The sequence below is a fragment of the Vibrio sp. Vb0937 genome, from assembly GCF_033338855.1.
The window spans coordinates 14,979-41,135 of sequence record NZ_JAWOTK010000024.1 but is presented as its reverse complement, the minus strand read 5'-3'; the positions used below and the strand labels follow the sequence as shown (position 1 = coordinate 41,135).

The window sequence follows — 26,157 nt, the reverse complement described above, 5'->3', positions numbered from 1 at the left end:
GTGAAACAGTATTTAGATTTGTGTCAACGCATCGTTGACCAAGGTGTTTGGGTTGAAAATGAGCGTACAGGCAAGCGCTGCCTGACCGTAATCAACGCGGATTTAACCTACGATGTTGCGAACAATCAATTTCCGTTGGTCACCACACGTAAAAGTTTTTGGAAAGCGGCCGTTGCAGAGCTATTAGGGTATATTCGTGGTTACGATAATGCGGAAGATTTTCGTAAGCTGGGCACGAAAACCTGGGATGCCAATGCCAACCTAAATGATGCCTGGTTGAATAACCCATACCGTAAAGGCGAAGACGACATGGGCCGTGTCTATGGGGTTCAAGGGCGCGCCTGGGCGAAACCTGATGGTGGTCATGTTGACCAGCTACGTAAGATAGTGGATGACTTAACGCGTGGTGTTGATGATCGCGGTGAAATCCTGAACTTCTACAATCCGGGTGAGTTCCACATGGGGTGCTTGCGTCCTTGTATGTACAGTCACCATTTTTCATTGCTGGATGATACGCTTTACCTGAATAGTACTCAGCGTTCGTGTGATGTACCGCTTGGCTTAAACTTCAATATGGTTCAAGTTTACGTATTCTTGGCGATTATGGCGCAAATTACGGGCAAGAAACCTGGTCAGGCATTTCATAAGATTGTGAATGCTCACATTTATGAAGACCAGCTTGAACTGATGCGCGATGTTCAGTTGAAGCGTGAGCCATTAAAAGCGCCGACGTTCCATATCAACCCAGAGATTAAATCTCTAGAAGATTTGGAAACTTGGGTAACACTGGATGACTTTTGGGTTGAAGGGTACGAGCATCACGATCCTATTCGTTACCCATTCTCAGTGTAACGAGTATCGTTCTTCAAGATATAGAAAAAGCTCCGAATGGAGCTTTTTTCTTTTTTGTACTTAGAAGGTATTATTTTAGTGCACTGACAATATAACGGTGAATTGGGTTGGTCTGCATCGGTGTGGACAGTGCCGGGCTAATAAACTTAGGTTGAGTGAATATTTCTTTACTCACTAATGAACGGATAAGCTCAAAGTACTTCAGCTCAGTTTTCCCGCACAACAATAGTGAAAAGTCATCGCCCAATTTATCATAGGCATTGAGCACTTCTCGGAATCCTCTAAGATACAAGTAATCCTTCGTTAAACCTCCACCTCGATAGACTCGGGCAGTCGTTGTAAATGCTTGAAGATCAGAAGCTTTATACTGTTCTTTTAATAGCATGAACGTATGGCGGAAATCGCGATCCTTGATCATCGACTCTACTGCCAGAACTCGTAAGGCTAAGGTTCTTAGGCGCTTGATACTGAAATGTCCTGACAGATACTCACATAATATAGCCAGCCCTTCTTGAGTGTTGGTATTGGCAGGACAACCTAAGCTCAGGACTTTTAGCGGTTGTTGACGACCGTTAAGTGTAGTCAGGAGATGTACTCCCATTTCATGATGTGCAAGAGCCTCCAGCTCATCAGTGGTGATGTACGCCGCGTGGTTAATTTTGACTCGAGATCCTGAAACTAGTGCGTTTGCTAACATCCCGTCCAACACTTGTATTTCACATTCATACCCATTGCGTTGAGCAAAATTTTGCATGAAACGTGCTATTGCACGGCTATCGTGCTGAGGTTCTTTTTCTTCTTCTGTAGGAAGGTGCAATATGAAATGGGCGTTGGCAATATCTTTGGCGCTCGGTTCCCCATAATAGCGTAAGGAGTTATAAAGAAACTCTTGCGTACCTATGGTATTCACTTGATCTAGTTTATCAGCATAAGACTGAATTACATCCGCGTACAGCCTCTGCAGTTGGGTGTCTTGAATGTTTTCTAGAGGTAGCTCATATAGGCGTCGCTTTGCGCTGTGGGTATCTACGTTAGTAATTGAATATTGAAAATTAGGCTCTTGAGAATATTTGTTTTTAATGAAACGTTCTCTTTCTTGAGCATAATTAAGAGGATTCACGCTACTGAGGATATCAATATCAGCAACCAGTTGGGTTAGGTTTTCGTCTATTGCGAGTAGCTGATCAGAAATAGCGTCATTAAGCTGCGTCATGTTGTCGACTCCAAATGAGATAGCTCAGCATAAGCATGCTGATGTGGCTCAAATTATCACCGGACAATCGATTTGAACAGTTTAATTATCATAAAAAAGGCTCCACGATGTGGAGCCTAAACAATAAGCGATGGTATGTCGTTGTTGTTACGTTGTTAGGGCTAGAATTGCACCTGGTAGAATAACGAATACTGACATTAGGTAACCACCAACAACTGCTTTATTCTTAATAGCCATTTCAGAAATCATCTCAGCGCCTTTAACCGGAATCTCACGTAGGAATGGAATTCCAAAGATAAACAGCGTCGCCATGATGTTAAATACTAAGTGGACTAGAGCGATTTGTAGTGCGAATACTGCAAACTCTCCAGATACCGCTGTCGCTGCTAGTAGTGCCGTAATACAAGTACCAATGTTAGCACCCAGAGTGAAAGGGTAGATATCTCGTACTTTCAACACGCCAGTACCAACCAACGGAACCATTAAACTTGTCGTGGTTGAGGAAGATTGTACTAGAACGGTCACGATTGAGCCTGATACGATGCCGTGAATAGGACCACGACCGATGGCGTTTTTCAAAATTTCACGTGCGCGACCAACCATTAGGCTCTTCATCAATTTACCCATCACTGTGATTGCAACGAAGATAGTCGCAATACCCAAAGCAATAAGCATGACGCCGCCAACAGTATCACCGAAGGTAGAAAGTGGCCCTTTAATTGCGCCTACGACTGGCTTTGTAATTGGTTTAATAAAGTTGAAGCCTTTAATGCTCATATCACCAGTAGCAAGCAGTGGAGAAACAAGCCAGTGAGAAACTTTCTCTAAAATGCCGAACATCATTTCCAACGGAAGGAAAATAGCGACAGCAAGCAAGTTGAAGAAGTCGTGAATGGTTGCACTTGCAAATGCACGTTTGAACTCTTCTTTACAGCGCACGTGGCCAAGAGACACAAGCGTATTGGTCACTGTGGTACCAATGTTAGCACCCATCACCATAGGGATAGCGGTTTCTACAGGTAAGCCACCTGCAACCAAGCCTACAATAATAGACGTTACAGTACTTGAAGACTGAATTAAGGCTGTTGCCACCAAGCCGATCATGAGACCTGCAACTGGGTGTGCGGCAAATTCAAATAGCACCTTAGCTTGATCGCCAGTTGCCCATTTAAAGCCACTACCAACCATAGATACTGCTAGAAGAAGCAGATATAACATGAATGCCAAGTTAGCCCAGCGTAACCAACGAGCTGTGCTCGAAATTGGTGCCACTGTTGAAGTAGCTTGGTTCATCATAATTTTCTCCGTTGACCTTTCAGTTCATTTTTCGGTCTGTAGTTGAATCTGCGGGCGATGTTAGAGAATAAATATTTCAGTAATATTACAGATTTCTTGCTGTGAGAGATTTTTATTGTTCTTTTTGATAATGGCGTAAAAGAGGAAGAAAATTAATTTTTAAATTGTTGATTTTAATGGTTAAATTTTGATTTCGTTTTGTTTGGTTTTTGCGTTTTTTTTGTAGAGAAAATGCGCCTCAGTTCAACTTTTATGACAGTATTGACTTTATACTTTCGGTAAAACTTATGCTTTTGTAAGGTATTGTATGGTTTTGTCGAGTTTATTGTTTGTCTCTGTCACATTTGGTATAAAAAGTATCACTTTCTTTTCGGGACTCGATCATGTCACATCTAAACTACAACCATCTCTATTATTTCTGGATGGTGTGCAAACAGGGCTCTGTAACTAAGGCGGCTGACGCGCTCTTCCTGACACCGCAAACCGTGACAGGACAGATTAAAGCGCTTGAAGAGCGCATGAAAGGAAAGTTAACCAAGCGCAATGGTCGTACAGTTGAGCCCACTGAGTTAGGTCAGCTTGTGTTTAAGTACGCCGACCGGATGTTCGGTTTGAGCTATGAGATGTTAGATATCGTCAATTACAGCCAGCACTCGAACATTCTATTTGAAGTTGGTGTAGCCGATGCATTATCTAAACGCTTGGTCAGTAAAGTACTGATGACGACCGTCCCGGAAGATAACAGTATTCATTTACGCTGTTATGAATCGACCCACGAACTGCTACTTGAACGCCTTTCTCAGCACAAGCTAGATATGATCCTTTCGGATTGTCCCGTTGATTCTACTCAAAGTCCTGGCCTTTATAGCAAAAAGTTGGGTGAAAGTAGCATGAGCTTTTTTGCTTCTTCTGAAATTGAAAATGTGCGATTCCCTGAGATCTTGGAACAAAAAAAACTTCTGATTCCCGCGAGCCGAACGGCTATGGGGCGTAAAGTTATTCAATGGTTTGATCGTCAAGGCCTTCAACCCAATGTGCTAGGGGAGTTTGATGATGTTGCGTTGATGAAAGCTTTTGCTCGGTACCACGACGATGTGATTTTCTTGGCACCGACCGTATACATGTCGGAGATTGAAGACGACCGAAATTTACAGCTAATTGGCCATGTCGATGGGCTAAAAGAAGAGTACTACGTGATTTTTGCGGAACGAATGATCCAACACCCCGCGGTAAAAAATGTTTGTGATGCTGATTTCAGTCAAATGTTTGAGTAAACCCGTATCGTTGCGTAAATAAATAGATTACTATCAATAAAAATATAATTCTAAATAATATCTAAGTAAGCAAGATACTTGTTTTAGTGAGCAAAACTATTAATTATTGATGGCGCACCAATTAAAATCCTTGGTGGATAATATTGGTGTATCACTAACAACTAAATTAGAGGTTCTAATAATGAAGACTCTGGAAGTGTATCTTGATTTTCTTAGATATATAAATCAGTGCAACACAACAAGCTGGCCAGGGTTGGAATAAGTAAGTTGTAGCTAGAGGTCCAACACATGAATCTACAAGAAATGGAGCAGAACTCCGCAAAAGCCGTCGTGTTGCTCAAAGCGATGGCAAACGAGAGACGCCTACAAATCCTTTGTATGCTGCATAACCAAGAGCTGTCCGTGGGAGAGCTGTGTGCAAAGTTAGAGCTAAGCCAGTCGGCATTATCTCAGCATCTTGCTTGGCTTCGCCGTGATGAGTTAGTCACGACAAGGAAAGAAGCACAGACGGTGTACTACACATTAAAGAGTGATGAAGTGAAAGCGTTAATAAAAACACTGCATAGTCTTTATTGTGCTGAGAGTGCTCAACATTAATTAAATAGTCCTAATATACTGCTCATCTTAGAGTGTGAATCTAACTTGTTGGAATATTTGAGAGTGGCGTTAAACTTTTGATGATAGGGTACTACTCATCGACCAATTTGCTTTGTTCTCAAGTGTTTTATTAGTGCTTTCTAGTATGAGCGTTATATGGGTAATGAATAAGCTGATGTCTTTAAATGGGACATTCAGAAAAAGAAAAGCTGGCATTGCCAGCTTTTTTTATTAAGAAAATTTTGTAGATATAAAAAAACCGACACAAGGTCGGTTTTTTCTTCACTGTAAAATCAGGACTCTATTAAAGAGCTTTGATTTGTGCAGCGAAACGAGACTTATGGCGAGCTGCTTTATTCTTGTGAATAAGGCCTTTAGTTGCCATGCGGTCTAGGATAGGTGTAACTACAGCGAATGCAGCAGTTGCAGCTTCTTTGTCGCCTGCTTCGATAGCAGCAACAGTTTTCTTCATGTAAGTACGCATCATTGAGCGACGGCTAGCATTGTGCTGACGACGTTTCTCAGCTTGGATAGCGCGCTTCTTAGCAGATTTACTATTTGCCAAGGGTCTAACTCCCAAAAACTTAGTTCTGTGACAATTTAAGGGCGAGGAATATCCCTCATTTGCGCTTAAATGTCAAATGATTTGTGCAAAAACCGATCTAAGCCAAAACAAATTTTGGTAAGAGAGGTTATCGCGGTTAAGATGGCGGGGATTCTAACAGCATTTTTATACCAATGCTAATAATTATCCGCGAAAGGCACACTTATTCCTTACAACCCGCGGATAGATTTTTGACGTCTATTTACAGCACCTGTCAGAGAAACAGTATAGAGTTAGCTGTCTTATGGTGATATTCCGAGGTTACAGTGAGTAAACGACTACTCAAGTCTGGCATGATCGTCAGTGCTATGACATTTATTTCCCGCGTTCTTGGCCTAGTTCGTGATGTTGTAGTGGCAAATTTAATGGGGGCAGGAGCAAGCGCAGACGTCTTTTTCTTCGCCAATAAAATTCCTAATTTTTTACGACGTTTGTTTGCTGAAGGTGCTTTTTCCCAAGCGTTTGTACCTGTTTTAACGGAAAGCCATGCTCAAGGCGACATGGATAAAACTCGGGAGCTCATTGCTCGTGCGGCGGGTACATTAGGGGTGATAGTCTCAATTGTTACCATCTTAGGTGTTCTAGGTTCCGGAGTGGTGACTGCACTGTTTGGTTTTGGTTGGTTCCTAGACTGGATGCATGGTGGTCCCGCGGCTGAGAAGTTCGAACTTGCTAGCGTGATGCTCAAGATTACCTTTCCTTATTTATGGTTCATCACTTTTGTTGCCCTATCGGGAGCCATTCTTAATACACTAGGTAAGTTTGCGGTTTCTTCGTTTACTCCCGTCTTCCTCAACGTAATGATCATTTTGGCAGCATGGTTTATCTCGCCGCAGATGTCACAGCCAGAGATTGGTCTTGCCATCGGTGTTTTCCTTGGTGGTTTGGTTCAGTTCTTATTTCAAATCCCTTTCCTTATTAAAGCGGGGGTTATGGTTAAGCCAAAATGGGGCTGGCGCGATCCGGGCGTGGTGAAGATCCGAACCTTAATGATTCCTGCTTTGTTCGGTGTGTCGGTAAGCCAAATCAACTTGTTGTTTGATACTTTTATTGCCAGCTTTCTGCAAACCGGTTCGATCAGTTGGTTGTACTATTCAGATCGCTTGTTGGAATTCCCGTTAGGTCTGTTTGGTATTGCTATTGCAACGGTGATTTTACCAGCATTATCACGCAAACATGTTGACGCACAAAATGAAGGATTCGCACAAACCATGGACTGGGGGGTGCGCATGGTGATCTTACTTGGCCTTCCTGCAATGCTTGGTTTGATGGTACTGGCAAAACCTATGTTGATGGTGTTATTCATGCGAGGTGAGTTTTCGCCACAAGACGTACATCAAGCATCATTGTCACTCTTTGCTTACGCTTCAGGCTTGTTGAACTTTATGCTGATTAAAGTGCTCGCTCCGGGTTATTACTCGCGTCAAGACACTAAAACGCCAGTGAAATACGGCATCATTGCGATGGTGACCAACATGGTATTTAATGCAATTTTTGCGTACTTCTATGGCTACGTTGGCTTGGCTATCGCGACGGCACTATCGGCATTTGTGAATATGGCACTGCTGTATCGTGGCCTGCACATCGCAGAGGTATACCAAATCACTAAGCGAACCGTCTTCTTTATTATACGTTTAGCTATTGCTGGCGCGGCGATGGTGGCGGCAATCTTATGGCAACTGGAAGATATGTCAGTATGGCTGGGCTGGAGCTTTGCTCACCGAAGCGCGGTGCTAGGGATGTTGATCGGTTTAGGAGCCGTAGTTTACCTAGTGGTTCTATTTTTAACTGGTGCGCGTTTAAAAGACCTAAAAGCTGGGACAGACTGAGGGTGATTAGTATATAATCCGTCAGTTTCACACAGTGTAAAGTAAAACAGAGGCAGAAAGCAGTATCCAATGGAACTGATTAGAGGCATTCACAATATCAACCCGCGACATCATGGTTGTGTGCTGACTATTGGCAATTTCGATGGTGTCCATAAAGGCCATCAACAAGTATTGCAGCAAGTGTCTGAGCAAGCGGACAGGCTATCCTTGCCTTCTGTTGTGATGACCTTTGAACCTCAGCCGATGGAGCTGTTTGCCAAAGACAAGGCACCTGCAAGGTTGACGCGATTACGCGATAAGTTCGTGCAATTGAGTAAGCTCGATATTGACCGCTTACTGTGTGTCAATTTCAATCGCCATTTTGCAAGTTTAACCGCGGAAGAGTTTATCCGTGACTTGTTGGTCGAGCGTTTGGGTGTTAAGTTTCTTGTCGTTGGTGATGATTTCTGCTTTGGCAAAGGCCGTACAGGTAACTTTGCAATGCTGCAGGAAGCAGGGGAAAAATACGGCTTTGATGTCGTAAGTACCCAGAGCTTTTGTTTACAACAATTACGTGTCAGCAGTACGGCTATCCGTCAAGCGCTGGCGCGTGACGATTTGCATTCCGCGCAACAGATGCTGGGAAGAAACTACAGCATCAGCGGTCGTGTTTCTCACGGAAGAAAGCTAGGTCGAACCATTGGGTTCCCTACTGCAAATATTCCTTTGAAACGCTGTGTTTCTCCGGTTTCCGGAGTCTATGTTGTTCAAGCGCTTGGCTTAGGAAATAAGCCAGTTGGTGGTGTTGCTAATATTGGTCAAAGACCAACCGTCAATGGTGTTCGCCAACAGTTAGAAGTGCACTTATTCGACTTTCATGCCAATTTATATGGCAAGCAACTAGAAGTGGAACTTTTGCATAAACTTCGAGATGAGCAAAAGTTTGAGTCGTTTGAAGCACTTAAACAACAAATCGAATTGGATGCTGAAGCAGCAAGGGTGTGGCTGCGTCAGCTTAAGCGTTGAGCGGTTTATTCCACCGTTCAACATAATGTCTAATTTTCGCCCAATATAACGGAATTAAGAATCGATGAGTGAGTATAAAGATACCCTGAACTTACCTGAAACAGGGTTTCCAATGCGCGGCAACCTGGCCAATCGTGAGCCAGAAATGCTTAAGCGTTGGTACAAAGAAGATCTTTACGGTGAAATCCGTAAAGCTAAGAAAGGCAAAAAGTCATTCGTATTGCACGATGGCCCTCCTTACGCAAATGGTGACATTCATATTGGTCACGCACTAAACAAGATTCTTAAAGACATTATTATTAAATCCAAAACACTTTCAGGTTTTGACGCACCTTACATCCCAGGCTGGGACTGCCACGGTCTACCAATCGAATTAATGGTAGAGAAGAAAGTAGGTAAGCCAGGCCAAAAAGTGACAGCAGCGGAATTCCGCGAGAAATGTCGTGAATACGCAGCTGGTCAGGTTGAAGGTCAGAAAGAGAGCTTCAAACGCCTTGGTATCATGGGTGAGTGGGACAAGCCATACCGCACTATGGATTTCGCAACTGAAGCGAACATTATTCGTGCTCTTGGTAAGATCGCAAGCAATGGTCACCTGCTAAAAGGTTTCAAACCTGTTCACTGGTGTACAGACTGTGGTTCTGCTCTTGCTGAAGCGGAAGTAGAATACAAAGATAAAGTATCGCCATCTATCGACGTTCGTTTTAAAGCGGCTGACGAAGCGGCACTGCTATCTAAATTTGAACTGACAGAAGGTCATGAAGGTCACGGTGACGTATCTATCGTTATCTGGACAACAACACCTTGGACACTGCCTGCAAACCGCGCAGTATGTCTACGTGATGATCTAGAGTACGTGCTTATCCAAACAGAAGGCGACAACGCTGAGCGTATCATCGTTGCTGCTGAGCTGGCGAAAGACGTAATGGACCGTGCTGGTATCGAGCACTTCCACAACCTAGGTTTTGCGAAAGGTGCGGACCTAGAGCTTTCTCAATTCCAACACCCATTCTACGATTTCACTGTACCGGCGATCCTTGGTGATCACGTTACGACTGATTCAGGTACTGGTGTTGTTCACACTGCTCCTGGTCACGGTCAAGAAGACTTCGCGGTTGGTAACAAGTACAACCTAGAAGTAGCAAACCCAGTTGGCTCAAACGGTGTTTACCTACCAGATACAGAGCTATTTGCTGGTCAGCACGTATTTAAAGCGAACGATGCAGTAGTAGAAGTACTAAAAGAAAAAGGTGCACTACTACACCACCACGCTTACGAGCACAGCTACCCACACTGTTGGCGTCATAAGACTCCAATCATCTTCCGTGCTACACCTCAATGGTTCGTTTCTATGGACCAAGCTGGCCTACGTGCTAAAGCATTAGAGTCAATCAAGAATGTAGAGTGGATGCCTGAGTGGGGTCAAAGCCGCATCGAAGGTATGATCGAAGGTCGCCCTGAGTGGTGTATCTCTCGTCAACGTACTTGGGGTGTGCCAATTGCTCTGTTTGTTCATAAAGAAACAGCAGAACTTCATCCAAACACGCTAGAGCTGATCGAGAAAGTCGCTAAGCTGGTTGAAGAGAAAGGCATCCAAGCATGGTGGGATGTAGATGCCGCTGAACTACTAGGTGCTGACGCTGACCAATACGAAAAAGTGCTAGATACGCTAGACGTATGGTTCGATTCAGGTGTCACTCACTTCTCTGTTGTTGATGCTCGTGAAGAGTACAACGGCAACAGTGCAGACCTATACCTAGAAGGTTCTGACCAACACCGCGGTTGGTTCCAGTCTTCTTTAATTTCATCTATTGCGATGAAAGACGAAGCACCTTACAAACAAGTACTGACACACGGTTTCGTGGTTGACGGTCACGGTCGTAAGATGTCTAAATCTATCGGTAACGTGGTTGCGCCAAAAGACGTAACTAACAAGCTAGGTGCTGACATTCTTCGTCTATGGGTTGCTTCTACAGACTACACTGGTGAAGTTGCGGTTTCTGATGAAATTCTAAAACGTAGTGCAGATGCGTACCGTCGTATCCGTAACACAGCGCGTTTCTTCCTTGCTAACCTGAGCGGCTTCAACCCTGAAACAGACATCGTTCCTGTTGAAGAGATGGTTGCGCTAGATCGCTGGGCGGTTGGTCGTGCACTAGCAGCACAAGAAGAGATCGTTAAAGCATACGAAGAGTACAACACACACGGTGTAACTCAGCGTCTAATGCAATTCTGTTCAATCGAGATGGGCTCTTTCTACCTAGACGTAATTAAAGACCGTCAGTACACAGCAAAACGTGGCGGCAACGCTCAACGTAGCTGTCAGACAGCACTTTACTACATCGTAGAAGCGCTAGTTCGTTGGATGGCGCCAATCATGTCGTTCACTGCAGATGAAATCTGGAACGAAATGCCAGGTCAACGCGACAAGTTCGTATTCACTGGTGAGTGGTTCGACGGCCTATTCGGTCTTGCTGAAGGTGAAGAGCTGAACAACGAATTCTGGACTGAGATCCAAGCGGTTCGTGGTGCGGTTAACAAACTTCTAGAAGATGCGCGTAAAGAGAAAACCATTGGTGGTGCACTACAAGCTGAAGTGACTCTATTTGCTGATGACGCACTAGCGGCGAAGATCAACAAACTTGAAGATGAACTGCGCTTTGTTCTACTAACCTCTGCGGCGAAAGTTAAGCCTCTAGGTGAGAAGACGGATGCAGCACAAGCGACAGATATCGAAGGCTTGTTTGTTGAAGTAGCAGCAGCTGAAGGCGAGAAGTGTGACCGTTGTTGGCACCACACGCCAGACGTAGGCACAATCGAAGGTCACGAGAAGATCTGTGGTCGTTGTGTGTCTAACGTAGACGGCGAAGGTGAAGTACGTAAATTCGCGTAATTGCCTAGAACGACTGAACTTTTTTTAAAATTAACAGCCCCAGTATTTACTGGGGCTGTTTGTAGGTAAAGTAATGAGTGAAAAAGCACTGACGTTAAAGCAATCTGGAGTTCGCTGGCTGTGGTTAGCAATTCTGGTATTTATTGCAGATATTGGCATCAAATTGGTGGTGATGGACAACATGGGCTACGGATGGGCAAACCGAATTGAGGTGTTGCCATTCTTCAACCTACTTTATGTTCATAACTACGGTGCTGCATTCAGCTTCTTGAGCGATCAAGCCGGTTGGCAGCGTTGGTTATTTACCGGTATCGCGTTTGTTGTGACGGGTCTTTTGACCTACTGGATGAGCAAGCTTCCAGCTAAAGAAAAATGGAACAACATCGCTTACGCATTGATTATTGGTGGTGCAGTGGGCAACGTGTTTGACCGCGTCGTTCATGGCTTTGTTGTTGATTACCTAGACTTCTTCTGGGGTAACTACCACTGGCCAGCATTCAACCTTGCTGACATGGCGATCTGTATTGGTGCGGCAATGATTATTCTGGATGGCTTCCGTAAAAAAGACGCTGACAAGTAATCTTTTACGGTATATCGAATAACCCTAAGCGTCGTCCGTTGATTCGAGCGACGCTTTTTATTATGTTGGAGCGCCAATCAGCATTTCAATGTATAAAAAGACCAAGCTGACAGCGTAATAACCCAAGAACAAGGAAGCATTAACGTGACAACAATAACCAATGAATCGGTAGTAACCCTTCACTTTACGATTAAAATGAAAGACGGATCGGTTGCAGATAGTACTCATAACATGGGTAAACCAGCGAAGTTTGTTATGGGTGATGGCAGCTTGAGTGAAAACTTTGAGCAATGCTTGATCGGCCTCGAAACAGGCGCACAAAAAGCGATTGAGCTAAAGGCAGAAGACGCGTTTGGTATGCCAAACCCTGATCATATTCACTATATGGATCGCACTAAATTTGTAGGTGATGCAGAAGTGGAAGTTGGTACAATCATGGCCTTCAGTGGCCCTGATGGCATGGAAATCCCGGGCATTATTACAGAGATTGCAGGCGATTCAGTCACTGTGGACTTCAACCATCCTCTAGCGGGACAAGACGTGACTTTCGAAGTTGAAATTTTGTCAGTAGAATAGCGAACCAAATAAAAGATAACTTCCATGAGCAATGAAATGAAAATCCTGTTAGCTAACCCACGTGGTTTCTGTGCTGGTGTTGACCGCGCGATTAGCATCGTAGAGCGTGCGCTAGAGATGTATCAGCCACCGATTTATGTGCGTCATGAAGTGGTGCATAACCGTTTTGTGGTTGAAGGTCTAAAACAGCGTGGTGCTATCTTCGTTGAAGAACTGCACGAAGTGCCAGACAACAACATTGTGATTTTCTCCGCTCATGGTGTATCGCAGGCAGTTCGTCAGGAAGCCAAGCAGCGTGATTTGACCGTATTTGACGCAACGTGCCCTTTAGTAACCAAAGTGCATATGGAAGTGGCGCGTGCGAGCCGTCGTAATATGGAAGTGGTTCTGATTGGTCACGCAGGTCACCCTGAAGTCGAAGGTACGATGGGGCAATACGCCAGTGAAACCGGTGGTATGTACTTGGTTGAAACTCCAGCCGATGTTGAGAAACTGAAGGCGATTGTGAAAGATCCATCCGATCTTCATTACGTAAGCCAAACGACGCTTTCTGTCGATGAAACTGCCGATGTTATCGAAGAGCTACGCCGCGTGTTCCCAGATATCCAAGGTCCACGTAAAGACGATATCTGTTATGCGACACAAAACCGCCAAGATGCCGTACGTGAATTAGCTGGTGACGTAGATGTGATGGTTGTGGTGGGTTCTAAAAACTCATCAAACTCTACACGTCTTAAAGAGCTAGCTGAAAAGCTAGGGACACCTGGCTACTTAACCGACTGTCCGGAAGATATCAAACCTGAGTGGTTCGAAGGCAAAACAAAGGTCGGCGTGACTGCGGGAGCATCTGCTCCGGAAGAGCTCGTTAATCAGATTCTAGAGCGAATCAAAGAACTCGTTGGTGCCGAAGCGGTTGATGAAGTACTTGGCCGTGAAGAGAATATGTTCTTTGAAGTACCTAAAGAACTTCAAATCAAGCAAGTGGATTAGTCTCCATTTATCGAATATTCAAAAGGCGACCTGTGGGTCGCCTTTTTTACATCTCTCTTAACTCATTTAGGTAATCACGAATTTGGTCTTTTCCTAAACCATCGATAATCATATCAGACATCTTCGTGATTCTTCGCTCAAGCGATTGAGCAACCTTTTCGCAATGTGCGTACATGTCTTCATCAGAACCATCGGTCGGAAAAGCATCAACTTGCCAGTTTACTCGAACACCACCTGCAAGCCACTGAGGAGCGGTTTCTTGATGTAAAGAATCACAGAGAATAATAACGATGTCGGGAAGAAATTGAGTTCGCTCCTCCCATGAATGCGTGTGGATATGCGGAATGGGGAGTTGGTGGTCATCTAAATATTTTTGCACCACTGGGTGCACCTTGCCTGTGGGATGTGAGCCTCCACTGGTGACACTAAAATCTGCTGGCAGGATATTGGTTGCGATTGACTCCGCGAGGACGCTTCGTCCAGCGTTGTGCTTACATATGAATAAAACTTTATACATCATCGCCTCGTCTTTTCAGAGCGTCCTATTTATACGCTAGCGGAAACTCAGCGATGATGTGTGAAGTTTTTGTGTTAGTGGCTAATGCCGAGCATCTCTTTGAGCACCTTTAAGTAGCGGCGGCTTACTGGTATCTCAAAGCCTGTTTTGGTGATGATTTCCGCTAACCCATTTTCCAGTAACTTGATTTCGCTAATCGCTTTAATACTGACTAAGTATTGACGATGGCAGCGGACTAGAGGGGTTTTCTCTTCCAACGTTTTTAATGTCAGTTGGGTGCTCGCGGTTTGGCTGGTGGAGCGTACATGTACGCCGCTGATATCACTGTAAGCACATTCCACCGTGTCGGTGGCCATGATAACGATGCGGTTGTGTCCGATGCACGGTATCTGATCCAACGTGTCAGGTGTAATAGCAGACAGTTGTTGCGTTAGGGCGGATTGGCTAATGACTTTGTTTAGTCGTTTGACCGTTTTAGTTAACCGGCATGGGTCGACAGGTTTGAGCAAGTAATCAAAGGCATTGTCTTCAAATGCTTGAATCGCATACTGATCATAAGCCGTGACAAAAACCACATAAGGCATGGTTTCTGGATCAAGCATCCCTAGTAATTCAATCCCCGTGACTTGAGGCATTTGGATATCGAGAAACACCACATCAGGCTTGAGTTCATTGATTTTTTTTAGGCCAAGGATTGCGTTTGAGGCATCGCCCACGACCTCAACTTGGCCTGTTTCATCCAGTAACTCTGCTAGCTCTTCACGAGCAAACTGTTCATCATCAATGACGAGTGCGGTTAACATCCAACATTACCTTTATTGCTTCAGCGTGCTTTTATGATTTTGGGGGAATGATAAAGCTCATTTTAGTAAATTGATGTGGCTCGCACGTAATTTTTAGCGCTGCATCACGTCCAAATTGATTAGTGAGACGTTTGTCGACAATTTCTAAACCTAGCCCTGAGTGGTTTTCTTTTGGCGGTTCAAAACTGCCTGCGTTGTCTTCGACGGTAATCAAGTGACCTTGTGGGTGTGCTTCGCTGTAGATATGAACTTTACCACCTTCAAGCATGTTTGAAATGCCATGCTTAATGGCATTCTCAACCAAAGGCTGGAGTGTAAAGCTTGGTAATTTGATGTCCAGCAATTCAGGTTGAATATCGATTTCAACCTCTAAGCGGTCCGTAAAACGCGCTTTTTCGATGCTCAAGTACGAGTTCACATGTGCAAGCTCTTCCTTTAGCGTCACGGTATTAATGTTCTGCTTTAAATTGCTGCGGAAGAAGTGCGATAGATTTTGGATTAGCTCGCGCGCTTTGTCAGGGTCACGACGAGTAATCGCACTAATAGTATTGAGAGCATTAAACAAAAAGTGTGGATTCACCTGAGCGTGAAGCAATTTGATTTCTGCTTGGGCGAGTAAGGCTTGTTGTTGTTGGTAATCGCCATAAAGGATTTGGCTAGATAGAAGCTGGGCTATTCCTTCCGCCATCGACATGTTGGCCGTCGAGAACAATTTACGCTTCGGTTCATACAGCTTTATGGTACCAATGACCTCTTTCCCTGCACGCAGTGGGATGATCAGCGCAGATCCGAGCTTGCAATCTTTTGCAATGGAGCATTGGTATGGACGCTCCGCGCCATCAAGATAAATGATGTCGTTTTTCTCCATGGAGTCTAATGTGCTTTGCGATGAAATCGGCGTGTTTGGTTTATGGTGATCATCGCCAATGCCCACAAACGCTAAGATTTTTTCTTGGTCAGTAATCGCGACAGCGCCCACTTTGGTTTCTTCGTAAATAATACGCGCGATTTTCTCTGCGTTTTCGGTGTTGAAGCCGTTGCTTAGAATTCCCACTGAGCGATCAGCAATGGTGAGCGCTCGACGCGAAAACGTCGCAGAAAACTTTTCAAAGATTGCTTTTCTGTCTTGCAGGATACTCATGAACAACGCCGCACCAAATGAATTCGCGATGATCATAGGCGCTGCAATAGCGGACACCAGTTCATAGGCTTGATCAAAAGGTTTCGCGACGGCGAGCAGCAAAATCATTTGCACCACTTCTGCAACAAACGTGACGCTGAATACGACGCTTGGATTAAACAGCAATGCGCCTTTATTTCGCTTGATAAGGTAAACGTGGAGCAAGCCACCAATTACGCCCTCGGCGGTGGTTGAAATTGCGCAGGCTAGGTCGGTAAAGCCACCAAGAGAGTATCGATGGATGCCACCAGTAAATCCGACGGCGAAACCTACAACAGGTCCACCAAACAGCCCGCCCATAACTGCGCCGATCGCACGAGTATTGGCAATAGCATCGTTGATGTGCAGACCGAAATAGGTGCCGAGAATACAAAAGCCAGAGAAGAGTACGTAACAAATTAGGCGGTGGCTTAAGCGCGAAGAAATACTCAGCAAAGGTAAGATGATTGGCGTTTTACTTAGCATGTAAGCCAAAACTAAGTACACACACATCTGTTGTAAAAGGGAGATGACCAGTTCCATAGTGAACCTAACCTAGAATCAATGTTGTTATTGTATACCTAAGTAACCTCAAGATGCTTGGCTCAGATAGATAAGAACAGCTAAGTAAATGATGCTGCGCTGTGCTTTCTGAGTCTTAAAGTGACTTGGGTATAAAACAAAAAGAGCCTGCAATTGGCAGGCTCCTATCTTAGTCACTCAGATGTGACGAGTATTACGCTGTTTCTGATACGGCTTGTGGTTTCTCTTCGTCAGCCAGTTCAGTTTCACCTTTACCCTTAGAGGTTTTGATAACGTAACCTGTCACAGCTAGGGCAAACACAATACCTACGATAGTTGATAGTTGCATTGGCAGACCAAAACCTAGCGAGCTGTTGTTTAAGATGAACGTGACACATACCGTGGTCATGAAGATAGCTGGGATAGTGGTAATCCAGTGCAGCTTGTTGTGACGCAGTAGGTAAGCGGACGCAGTCCAAAGCATCATTACCGCTGTTGTTTGGTTTGCAAAACCGAAGTAGCGCCAGATAATGCCGAAGTCTACTTGAGTTAAGATACCGCCGATAACGAACAGTGGAAGTGCCATCAGTAGACGGTTACGTAGCGTTTTTTGTTCCATGTTGAAGTATTCAGCAAGGATCAAGCGGCTTGAACGGAACGCTGTATCGCCAGACGTAATTGGTAGGATAACCACCCCCAGGAACGCAAGGATACCACCGAACACACCTAGCAGACCAAATGATGCGCTGTATACCACGTTACCAGGACCACCGTTTTTCACAGCTTCGGATAGAGCGTCTAGAGAGCCGAAGAAAGACAGAGCGATAGCACACCAAATTAGCGCGATAACACCTTCACCAATCATTGCACCGTAGAATACGAAGCGACCGTTTTTCTCATTTTCCATACAACGCGCCATCAGTGGAGACTGAGTTGCGTGGAAGCCAGAGATAGCGCCACATGCGATAGTGATGAACAATGCAGGCCATAACGGCATGTCATTTGGGTTGAGGTTAGAGAACATGTCCGAAACTTGGAAGTCACCCATTACTGTGTGTTCGCTAGAGAAAGCAACGGCTGTCATTAGACCAACAGACATAAAGATAAGTAGGGCGCCAAACAGTGGGTAGAAACGACCAATGATTTTATCGACAGGAACAATCGTCGCAATGATGTAGTAAGCAAAAATAGCAATAACCATTGTAGTCATGCTTACGCTCAAGCTTGTTTGATCATTGATGAGGTTAGTAATCATGCCAGCAGGGGCTGAAACGAACACTACGCCAACTAGAAGCAATAGGACAATGGCAAAAATATTCATAAAGTGTTTTGCGCCATTACCTAGGTAGCGACCTGTAATGGTAGGTACAGATGCACCGCCGTTACGCACTGAAAGCATGCCTGAGAAGTAATCGTGTACTGCACCAGCAAAAATACAACCGACTACAATCCAAAGCATCGCCGCAGGACCGTATAGTGCCCCCATGATCGGGCCAAAAATTGGACCAACACCTGCGATGTTAAGTAGTTGAACTAGGTAAACTTTCTTTGTTGACATTGGAACGAAGTCAACACCGTCCGATTTGGTGTGAGCTGGCGTTTGGCGTTTTTCATTGATGCCGAAAATCTTCTCGACGAAAGCGCCGTAGATGAAGTATCCGCCGATTAGGGCTGCGACACAGGTTAGAAACCACATCATAGCAATTGTCCTTGGTCTTAGTTGGGTAGGGTAATTTTTTAATCTCAGGATGCATGTTATGCGTCACTTGTGTTAAATGCATTCGGTTAGTAGATGAGTGGTCGAATAGAGCACTGAGTGGTCGATATGCTGCTTGAGCGGTTTTTAAAAATGGCGAAAGGTTGATGACAGTCTTGAGCGGCTGATTTGAGTCATCAGTGGTTAAATCTGCAAGCTCAGCGGCAAGCGCCAATAATTAGTGGTAAGCTTATTTTTGAAAACAATTACTTAAGGAAGAACCATGAAAAAGGTAACGGTAGGTCTGGCACTGGCTTTACTTGCAGGATGCACAGCAACGACAGCAGATCTTGCCAAGTCGGGAGATTGGCATCAGATAGGATATCAAGATGGCATAACCGGACACACATCGCGCACGATGAGCGAGCTTCGTGAGTTGGGTAGTGTTAAGCAAAGTGACTACGACCAAGGTTATTTAGAAGGTTTACGTGAGTACTGTAATCCTGCTTTTGCGTATCAAATGGGGTTATCTGGTCAGTATTACGAAGGGGTTTGTGAAGGTACTGAGCAAGCGCAAAAATTCCGCATGGAATGGCAACGTGGTTGGAATGAATACTCAAATTAATAGTCAATAAAGCCGTTGTTACACTGTCTGCATCACATAAATGTGGCAAAATCCTCCTTATTAAACTGTGTTCATATTGCTTGATAGTGAGCACAGAAAAAAAGGAATCACATTATGTCAACGCAAATGGCTGGTGGCTGGAGTCCATTTCATGAACTCACAGCAGAGAATAAAGAAGTATTTGCTAAAGGTATCGAGGGGTTTGTCGGTGTCAAATACTCCCCTTTGGTTGTGGCTACTCAAGTCGTAGCCGGACAAAACTATGCGTTTTTCTGTAATGCAGAAGTTGTCTACCCTGGAGCACAACCATACCCAGCAATGGTTCATATGTTCAGTGACCTTGAAGGTAAAGTCGGTATTACTCACATTGAACGATTGAACTACTAAATTAAGCCATAAAAGGCGCCTGACTTTTAAATAAGTGAGGCGCTTTATTGATTAAGATTGATTAGTTTGCGCGATCACGACTTTTCTTAAATATCCTTGCTTGGCGTTCAGTTGCTCAGTCGCGCTTTCTCTATCCAGCCCGGTTAAAATCATCAAAATCGCTAACTTGGCGTCGTAGTCCGTTTCTTTGAGCGCCGTTTTAGCCTCTTGGTTAGTACAATCTGTTGCTTGCATAACAATACGAGCCGCTCTTGCAACTAGCTTTGCATTCGTCGCTTTCACATCTACCATTAAGTTCTGATAACTTTTGCCCAGGCGAATCATGCTTGCGGTAGTGAGCATGTTTAGTACGAGTTTTTGTGCCGTCCCTGATTTTAAGCGAGTGGATCCCGTTAACGCTTCAGGTCCAACAACGGGGCTAATCGCAATATCAGCAATATCTGCAATCGGAGAGTCAGGGTTACAAGATAGTGCTACAGTGGTGGCACCAAGCTCGTTCGCATACTCTAAGCCACCAATCACGTAAGGTGTTCGTCCACTTGCCGCAATACCAACGACGACATCGCGTTGTGTTAGCGTATTCTCTTTAAGATCTTGCTCGCCTAATGTAGGGTCGTCCTCCGCCCCTTCTTTTGCACGGAACATCGCCTCTTTTCCACCGGCAATAATACCAACGACCATCTCTGGATCTGTGCCAAAAGTTGGTGGACATTCTGAAGCGTCCAAAACGCCAAGTCGACCACTGGTACCCGCACCGATGTAAAACAACCGACCTCCGACCTTAAATGCTTCCGTGATCTTATCAACGGCTTCAGCGATCTCAGGCAACACTTTTTCAACGGCAAGAGGAACGAGTTTGTCCTGTTGGTTGATGCGTTGAACAATATCGAGAGAAGGCAGCAAGTCGATGTCCATGGTGTCTGGGTTTCGCCCTTCAGATACCAGATGGGATAAAGCTGCGATAAGTGCATCGTTCGTCATAATGAATTAAGCCTTTTTGTTTAGGATCTATTGCCCTTAATTTTTTGAATAGAGTACACCCAGTGAAGCGAGACGACTTGCCCCCGTAACTTCCGGTAAGTTGCTAGGGAGGCCGTGAATATGGCGCTGCGCAAGCCAAGCAAACGCCATTGCTTCCATGTAGTCGCCATCAACGCCTTTTTCTGCCGTTGTCGCAACGCTCCATTGTGGCAATAACTTAGCTAGTCGCTGCATCAAAAGTGGGTTTCTTGCTCCACCGCCACAGACCAATAGTTGAGGTGTGATGCCATGAGAAAACTTGTCGACTTCGTTGGCAATGGTAATTGCAGAATACTCGCAAAGTGTACGTTGTACGTCTTCGATTGGTAAATTGTGATGGGCCAGTTGTTGATGCAGCCAGTCAATATTGAACAGTTCTCGTCCGGTACTTTTAGGGGCTGGCATGGCGAGGTAAGCTTCTTTGAGTAATTGAGTCAACAAAGTAGCGTTTACCGTTCCTTTAAGTGCAAATTGTGCATCTTCGTCGAAGCTTTGCCCAGTATGCAGCGCACACCATGCGTCCATCAACATATTGCCCGGGCCTGTGTCATAGCCAATGACTGGTTGCTCTGGATGCAGTACCGAGATATTGGCAATGCCTCCAATGTTAAGCACCACAGTTGTGGAGTCCTGCATCGCAAAAATGCTTTTATGGAAAGCAGGGACGAGTGGGGCACCTTGTCCACCTAGCGCCATGTCTTTACGACGAAAATCCGCTACCGTATCAATGCCTGTCTTGACCGCGATAATGTTGGCATCGCCCAATTGAGTGGTAAACGGCAAGTTTCCGGTAGGCTGATGGAACACTGTTTGACCGTGATTACCAATCGCACGAACTTGCTCTGCGACGTAACCAGACTTATTGAGCAGCTGTAACACGGCATCTGCAAATAGGTGGCCGAGCTGGTGGTCAAGTTCACCTATGGCTTTTAAATTTGTTGCTTGACCGGTACAAACAGATAACAGCATGTCTTTTAGTGCTGCGGGCATTGGGTAGTCGTCGTGCGCAATCAGGCGAACGTGCTCATCGCTTATTTCAACTAGAGCGGTATCAACACCATCCATACTCGTTCCAGACATCACACCAATGTACAGTTCGTTAAATTTCATAGCCGATCTCGTCAATTCTTCATTCACTTATTGTAAAGCAAATCTGAAGCGAATAACCTCATCGAATACGAGATATTCAGCCGATTTTGAGGAGAAAACATGGGACCGTTATGGGTTGACGTTGCGGGGTATGAACTGACCGCTGAAGACAAAGAAATCTTGGAGCATCCTACGGTTGGTGGCTTAATTCTATTTGCTCGCAACTATCATGATAGCGAACAGCTTCAAGCACTTACTCAATCCATCCGAAAGGCGGCTAAGCGCCCGTTTTTGATCGGTGTGGATCAAGAAGGCGGCCGAGTGCAGCGTTTTCGTGAAGGTTTCTCATTAATTCCTGCTGCTGATGAGTACGCTAAACATCAAAATGGTGAAGAGCTTGCTCGTATGGGCGGTTGGTTAATGGCAGCAGAGCTGATTGCCCATGATATTGATTTAAGCTTTGCCCCGGTACTTGACCAAGGCCATCAATGTAAAGCGATCGGTAATCGTGCATTCGGTGAAGATGCCGATACCATTCTTCGCTATAGCACTGCATATATGCAGGGAATGAAGAGTGTTGGCATGGCAACGACAGGCAAGCACTTCCCTGGACATGGTGGCGTGATTGCAGACTCACATCTAGAAACACCATACGATGAGCGCAGTGATATTTTTGAACAAGATATGGCGATCTTCAAAGCGCAAATTGATGCCGGTATTTTAGATGCCATGATGCCTGCTCACGTGATTTTCCCACATTATGATGCTCAACCAGCCAGCGGTTCTGAATACTGGTTAAAACAGGTCCTGCGTCAGCAATTGGGTTTTAAAGGTTTGGTTTTTTCGGATGACTTGACCATGGAAGGCGCTGCGATCATGGGCAGCCCTGCCGAGCGAGGTGCTCAAGCATTGAGAGCTGGCTGCGATATGTTGTTAATGTGTAATAAACGAGAAGCGCACGTTGAGGTATTAGACAACTTACCGGTTTCAACCGTGCCACTCGCGGATGGATTACTGAAAAAACAGTCATTTTCTCCAAGCGAACTTAAGCTATCTCAAGAGTGGAAAGCGGCGAGTGAAGCGATGAAACGCTTGACTAGCTAAACCTCTTGTAAAAGATTCAAAACAGCGATTAGAAGCCAAAGTTAATTATGCTTTGGCTTTTTATTTAACTGTAAACTTTAATTTACAATAAATGTTTTTTATTCTGTACGCTTGTTTTTCTTTTTTAGCCTGTTATCTTGTCGTTAAAGCTTAGTTGTCTCACCAAGGGTTTGGTTGGGTGTAAAAATAAATATACAGGTTAGAGTTATGCAGAAAAGTGAGTTGAGCAATATTAATATTATCGAAGAACAGGTTCTTATTACTCCGGAGGAACTAAAAACCAAGCTTCCTTTGAGTGAAAAAGCACGTCGCTTTATTCAAGAGTCTCGTCAAACTATCGCTAATATTATTCACAAGAAGGATCACCGCCTGCTTGTTGTATGCGGTCCATGTTCTATCCACGACGTAGAAGCGGCGAAGGATTACGCAAAGCGCCTTAAAGCACTCTCTGAACAACTAAGTGACCAACTGTATATTGTTATGCGTGTTTACTTTGAGAAGCCACGCACCACGGTCGGCTGGAAAGGCCTGATCAATGACCCACACCTAGACGGCAGTTTCGATATTGAACACGGTCTGCATGTTGGACGCGAACTTCTGGTGGAGTTGGCAGAGATGGAAATCCCGCTCGCGACTGAGGCTCTAGACCCAATTAGCCCACAATACCTGGCGGATACTTTTAGCTGGGCTGCAATCGGCGCACGTACGACGGAGTCACAAACTCACCGTGAAATGGCAAGCGGCCTGTCTATGCCAATCGGTTTTAAGAATGGCACCGATGGCAGTTTGGCAACCGCAATTAACGCGATGCAAGCTGCGTCCTCTAGTCACCGTTTTATGGGAATTAACCGTGAGGGACAAGTCGCACTGTTAACCACCCAGGGCAATGCTAATGGACATGTGATCTTACGTGGCGGTAAGCAAACTAACTACGATTCGGTATCAGTCACTGAGTGTGAGCAAGAGATGGCGAAATCTGGTCTTGATGCTTCATTAATGGTGGATTGCAGTCACGCCAACTCACGTAAAGATTACCGTCGCCAGCCATTAGTCGCGGAGGATGTGATTCATCAAATCCGTGAAGGCAATAAATCTATTATCGGTCTTATGATTGAAAGCCATATCAATGAAGGAAATCAATCTTCTGACTTAGCTCTTGAAGAGATGAAATACGGTGTATCTATCACTGACGCATGTATCAATTGGGATTCAACTGAGGCACTATTACGTCATGCACATGAAGAGCTAGTGCCTTTCTTAGAAAATCGTCTAAAGGCTAATTAATACAGGATTTAAGGAACATCAATGGCAGTTGAACTTAACGCATTACGCGATCAGATTGATGCAGTCGACAAGCAAATGTTGGAGCTATTGGCTCAGCGTTTAGCGCTCGTAGAGAAAGTTGGGGAAGTAAAAAGCGAACATGGTTTGCCAATTTATGCTCCAGACCGCGAAGCGGCGATGTTAGCTTCTCGTCGCGCTGAAGCTGAAAAAATGGGAATTCCTCCACAGCTTATTGAAGATATTCTGCGTCGAACAATGCGTGAATCTTATGCCAGCGAGAAAGATTCCGGTTTTAAGTGTTTGAACCCTGATTTACGCTCAGTTGTTATTATTGGTGGTAATGGTCAATTGGGTGGCCTGTTTGGGCGTATGTTCAAATTGTCGGGCTACCAGGTCAAAGTTCTCGGCAGTAAAGACTGGGATCGTGCGGATGAGATTCTAGACAACGCGGGTTTAGTCGTGGTCACGGTGCCGATCCATCTAACGGAAGGGGTGATCGAAAAACTGGGGAACTTGCCGCAAGACTGTATTCTGTGTGACCTGACTTCTATCAAATCGAAGCCTCTGCAAGCAATGTTGAATGTGCATCAAGGTCCTGTGGTTGGTTTGCACCCAATGTTTGGCCCAGATGTTCCGAGCCTTGCCAAGCAGGTTATTGTGTACTGTGATGGCCGTGGTCACGAGCATTACCAATGGCTATTGCAACAGTTTGGGATTTGGGGCGCAAGCTTGTGCCAAATCGATGCACAAGAGCACGATCATGGCATGACGTTGATTCAGGCGCTGCGCCACTTCACTTCGTTTGCTTACGGTATGCACCTTAGCAAAGAGAATCCGAACATCGATCAGTTGTTGAAGTTAAGCTCGCCAATCTACCGCCTTGAATTGGCGATGGTGGGACGACTGTTTGGTCAGGATCCGAACTTGTACGGTGATATCATTTTCTCTTCTCAAGAGAATATCGATATGATCAAGCGATTCCATCAGCGTTTAGGTGATGCGGTAGCGATTCTGGATAGCAGAGACAAAGCGCGATTCATCGAAAGCTTTAAGCAGGTGAGTGATTGGTTTGGTACTTATTCTCAACAATTTATGAATGAGAGCCAAAACTTACTCAAACAGGCGAATGATAATATTCATCGCGGCTAATCACGGGTCAGTTAGCCGTGCAGAGTCCGAAACAAAAAGAGCAGCGTAAGCTGCTCTTTTTCGTGTTGATGGACAAATCAGTTCGTCGCAGTATTACTCGTATCTTCACTTGATACTGTGTTGATACTGGTATCGCGATAGGGTGAATTGGTTAAATTGACTTGTAGGCGTACAACGTTATCAATCAATTGAACCAAAGGTCCCCATTTCACTTTTTTCTCTTTTTCAAAGACGTCATTGAAGTTTTCTGGTGTCCACTCCATTAAGTATTGAGGGTTGAGTGCTCGTCCGAGGAAGCGTACTTCATAGTGCAAGTGTGGCCCTGTGGAGTTGCCAGAGTTACCGCATTGAGCAATGATGTCGCCTTTACTAACAAACTGACCGCTTTTCACTTTGAAGCGTTGTAGATGAGCAAAGGAGCTCATAAAGCCAAATGAGTGACGAATGGTGACATAGTTACCATAACCACGATTGCTCGGGCGAACGGTTTCCACCACACCGTCAGCCGGTGCCAGGATCTCTTCTCCTCTTTTACAAGTCAGATCGATACCAGTATGAACATGCCTCTTACCTGAAATCGGATTAATACGACTGCCGTAAGAAGAAGAAATACGTTGGTATGTGACTGGACTGTCATTTGGTATCAAACGGAACATCGTCGCGCGAACAGCAGAATCGATAGCGGCTGCGTCAATTCGCTCCTCTAACCCCATGCTGTTCTCATCGATCATCAACTCTTCGTCTGCGAGACCTAAAACCGATTCAACGTCGAATACCCGTTTGCCCAATAGCTGAATTTGATTGTTTTTGTCCGTCAAAGATTGGGAAAGCGAATGATTGGTATCAAGCTGCTCTTCGTAAAGAGCCGTCACTTCGGCCTTTTCACTTTCCAGTTTGGCGATGATTTGTGTTAGTTCGTCTTTATTGTGCATCTGCTGCTGATTAAGGTACCACGCGCCACCAACGACGGCGGGTAATGCCAATACTGAAGCAAATACTGCTAGGACCGAACTGCGGCCCAAATAGAACTGCTGATCGCCGTCTTTCGTCGGGATCTGCATGATGATTTTTTTAGACATAGTTATTGTTACTT

24 protein-coding genes are annotated in these 26,157 nt (G+C 45.0%); 14 read left to right on the top strand and 10 right to left on the bottom strand.

What is annotated here, in order from left to right:
- Positions 1-852, top strand: a complete 852-nt coding sequence (locus tag R7P67_RS19440; protein ID WP_005381947.1) for a thymidylate synthase — start codon at positions 1-3, stop codon at positions 850-852.
- 70 nt (positions 853-922) lie between these two features.
- Here the strand turns inward: R7P67_RS19440 and R7P67_RS19435 are convergent, their stop codons facing one another.
- Both R7P67_RS19435 and R7P67_RS19430 read right to left on the bottom strand, forming a co-directional pair.
- Positions 923-2,065: a flavohemoglobin expression-modulating QEGLA motif protein gene (locus tag R7P67_RS19435; RefSeq protein WP_053306894.1), complete on the bottom strand. Its 1,143-nt coding sequence runs from the start codon at positions 2,063-2,065 to the stop codon at positions 923-925.
- A gap of 147 nt (positions 2,066-2,212) precedes the next feature.
- Positions 2,213-3,358, bottom strand: coding sequence for a Na/Pi symporter (locus tag R7P67_RS19430; protein WP_182016015.1), 1,146 nt, complete (start codon positions 3,356-3,358; stop codon positions 2,213-2,215).
- A gap of 386 nt (positions 3,359-3,744) precedes the next feature.
- On the opposite strand from R7P67_RS19430, the gene nhaR reads away from it, so the two are divergent.
- Together nhaR and R7P67_RS19420 are read left to right on the top strand one after the other, a co-directional pair.
- Positions 3,745-4,635 (top strand): transcriptional activator NhaR, encoded by an 891-nt coding sequence (gene nhaR, locus R7P67_RS19425; RefSeq protein WP_005381942.1) that lies wholly within the window; start codon positions 3,745-3,747, stop codon positions 4,633-4,635.
- Positions 4,636-4,923: 288 nt separating this feature from the next.
- The gene (locus R7P67_RS19420; protein ID WP_005381940.1) at positions 4,924-5,232 is read left to right on the top strand and encodes an ArsR/SmtB family transcription factor; all 309 of its coding nucleotides are present in this window, start codon (positions 4,924-4,926) and stop codon (positions 5,230-5,232) included.
- Between the two features lie 304 nt (positions 5,233-5,536).
- Here R7P67_RS19420 and rpsT read toward each other — a convergent pair whose 3' ends face one another.
- Positions 5,537-5,797, bottom strand: coding sequence for a 30S ribosomal protein S20 (gene rpsT, locus R7P67_RS19415; protein ID WP_005381938.1), 261 nt, complete (start codon positions 5,795-5,797; stop codon positions 5,537-5,539).
- A gap of 305 nt (positions 5,798-6,102) precedes the next feature.
- Here rpsT and murJ point away from each other — a divergent pair, with 305 nt between their 5' ends.
- The 6 genes from murJ to ispH all read left to right on the top strand — a co-directional run bounded on the left by murJ (position 6,103) and on the right by ispH (position 13,709).
- A complete protein-coding gene (gene murJ, locus R7P67_RS19410) occupies positions 6,103-7,665 on the top strand; it encodes a murein biosynthesis integral membrane protein MurJ (protein WP_005381936.1) in 1,563 nt (520 codons plus the stop codon).
- A 69-nt stretch (positions 7,666-7,734) separates the two neighbouring features.
- Positions 7,735-8,670, top strand: coding sequence for a bifunctional riboflavin kinase/FAD synthetase (gene ribF / locus R7P67_RS19405; protein ID WP_005381933.1), 936 nt, complete (start codon positions 7,735-7,737; stop codon positions 8,668-8,670).
- Between the two features lie 64 nt (positions 8,671-8,734).
- Entirely contained in the window at positions 8,735-11,563 is a 2,829-nt protein-coding gene (gene ileS, locus R7P67_RS19400; RefSeq protein WP_138938945.1) for an isoleucine--tRNA ligase, read from the top strand.
- A gap of 73 nt (positions 11,564-11,636) precedes the next feature.
- Positions 11,637-12,143, top strand: a complete 507-nt coding sequence (gene lspA / locus R7P67_RS19395; RefSeq protein WP_005385948.1) for a signal peptidase II — start codon at positions 11,637-11,639, stop codon at positions 12,141-12,143.
- Positions 12,144-12,287: 144 nt separating this feature from the next.
- Positions 12,288-12,719: an FKBP-type peptidyl-prolyl cis-trans isomerase gene (gene fkpB, locus R7P67_RS19390; RefSeq protein WP_005381922.1), complete on the top strand. Its 432-nt coding sequence runs from the start codon at positions 12,288-12,290 to the stop codon at positions 12,717-12,719.
- 24 nt (positions 12,720-12,743) lie between these two features.
- The gene (gene ispH / locus R7P67_RS19385; RefSeq protein ID WP_005381920.1) at positions 12,744-13,709 is read left to right on the top strand and encodes a 4-hydroxy-3-methylbut-2-enyl diphosphate reductase; all 966 of its coding nucleotides are present in this window, start codon (positions 12,744-12,746) and stop codon (positions 13,707-13,709) included.
- 46 nt (positions 13,710-13,755) lie between these two features.
- Here ispH and R7P67_RS19380 read toward each other — a convergent pair whose 3' ends face one another.
- The 4 genes from R7P67_RS19380 to R7P67_RS19365 form a co-directional block, all read right to left on the bottom strand.
- Positions 13,756-14,229 carry a low molecular weight phosphatase family protein gene (locus tag R7P67_RS19380; RefSeq protein ID WP_017636163.1) on the bottom strand — a complete coding sequence of 158 codons (474 nt, stop codon included), beginning with the start codon at positions 14,227-14,229 and terminating at the stop codon, positions 13,756-13,758.
- Between the two features lie 71 nt (positions 14,230-14,300).
- The gene (gene btsR, locus R7P67_RS19375) at positions 14,301-15,029 is read right to left on the bottom strand and encodes a two-component system response regulator BtsR (RefSeq protein WP_005381917.1); all 729 of its coding nucleotides are present in this window, start codon (positions 15,027-15,029) and stop codon (positions 14,301-14,303) included.
- A 31-nt stretch (positions 15,030-15,060) separates the two neighbouring features.
- The gene (locus tag R7P67_RS19370; protein ID WP_005381915.1) at positions 15,061-16,731 is read right to left on the bottom strand and encodes a sensor histidine kinase; all 1,671 of its coding nucleotides are present in this window, start codon (positions 16,729-16,731) and stop codon (positions 15,061-15,063) included.
- Positions 16,732-16,924: 193 nt separating this feature from the next.
- Complete coding sequence (locus tag R7P67_RS19365) at positions 16,925-18,409, bottom strand: carbon starvation protein A (protein ID WP_005381914.1); 1,485 nt, start codon at positions 18,407-18,409, stop codon at positions 16,925-16,927.
- Between the two features lie 280 nt (positions 18,410-18,689).
- Between R7P67_RS19365 and R7P67_RS19360 the strand changes: the two genes are divergently transcribed.
- Entirely contained in the window at positions 18,690-19,031 is a 342-nt protein-coding gene (locus R7P67_RS19360; protein ID WP_005381912.1) for a DUF2799 domain-containing protein, read from the top strand.
- A 114-nt stretch (positions 19,032-19,145) separates the two neighbouring features.
- Positions 19,146-19,418, top strand: a complete 273-nt coding sequence (locus tag R7P67_RS19355) for a hypothetical protein (protein ID WP_005381911.1) — start codon at positions 19,146-19,148, stop codon at positions 19,416-19,418.
- 51 nt (positions 19,419-19,469) lie between these two features.
- On the opposite strand, the gene murQ is transcribed toward R7P67_RS19355, so the two are convergent.
- On the bottom strand, positions 19,470-20,399 hold the full coding sequence (murQ, locus tag R7P67_RS19350) for an N-acetylmuramic acid 6-phosphate etherase (protein WP_005381910.1): 930 nt from the start codon (positions 20,397-20,399) through the stop codon (positions 19,470-19,472).
- Positions 20,400-20,435: 36 nt separating this feature from the next.
- Positions 20,436-21,548: an anhydro-N-acetylmuramic acid kinase gene (locus tag R7P67_RS19345; protein WP_262652788.1), complete on the bottom strand. Its 1,113-nt coding sequence runs from the start codon at positions 21,546-21,548 to the stop codon at positions 20,436-20,438.
- A 99-nt stretch (positions 21,549-21,647) separates the two neighbouring features.
- Here R7P67_RS19345 and nagZ point away from each other — a divergent pair, with 99 nt between their 5' ends.
- The 3 genes from nagZ to tyrA all read left to right on the top strand — a co-directional run bounded on the left by nagZ (position 21,648) and on the right by tyrA (position 25,064).
- Positions 21,648-22,631, top strand: coding sequence for a beta-N-acetylhexosaminidase (nagZ, locus tag R7P67_RS19340; RefSeq protein ID WP_005381905.1), 984 nt, complete (start codon positions 21,648-21,650; stop codon positions 22,629-22,631).
- Positions 22,632-22,838: 207 nt separating this feature from the next.
- Complete coding sequence (locus R7P67_RS19335) at positions 22,839-23,915, top strand: 3-deoxy-7-phosphoheptulonate synthase (RefSeq protein WP_005381904.1); 1,077 nt, start codon at positions 22,839-22,841, stop codon at positions 23,913-23,915.
- Between the two features lie 21 nt (positions 23,916-23,936).
- Positions 23,937-25,064, top strand: coding sequence for a bifunctional chorismate mutase/prephenate dehydrogenase (gene tyrA, locus R7P67_RS19330; RefSeq protein ID WP_206959259.1), 1,128 nt, complete (start codon positions 23,937-23,939; stop codon positions 25,062-25,064).
- Between the two features lie 77 nt (positions 25,065-25,141).
- Here tyrA and R7P67_RS19325 read toward each other — a convergent pair whose 3' ends face one another.
- Complete coding sequence (locus R7P67_RS19325) at positions 25,142-26,143, bottom strand: M23 family metallopeptidase (RefSeq protein WP_005381900.1); 1,002 nt, start codon at positions 26,141-26,143, stop codon at positions 25,142-25,144.
- Positions 26,144-26,157: the final 14 nt, after the last annotated feature.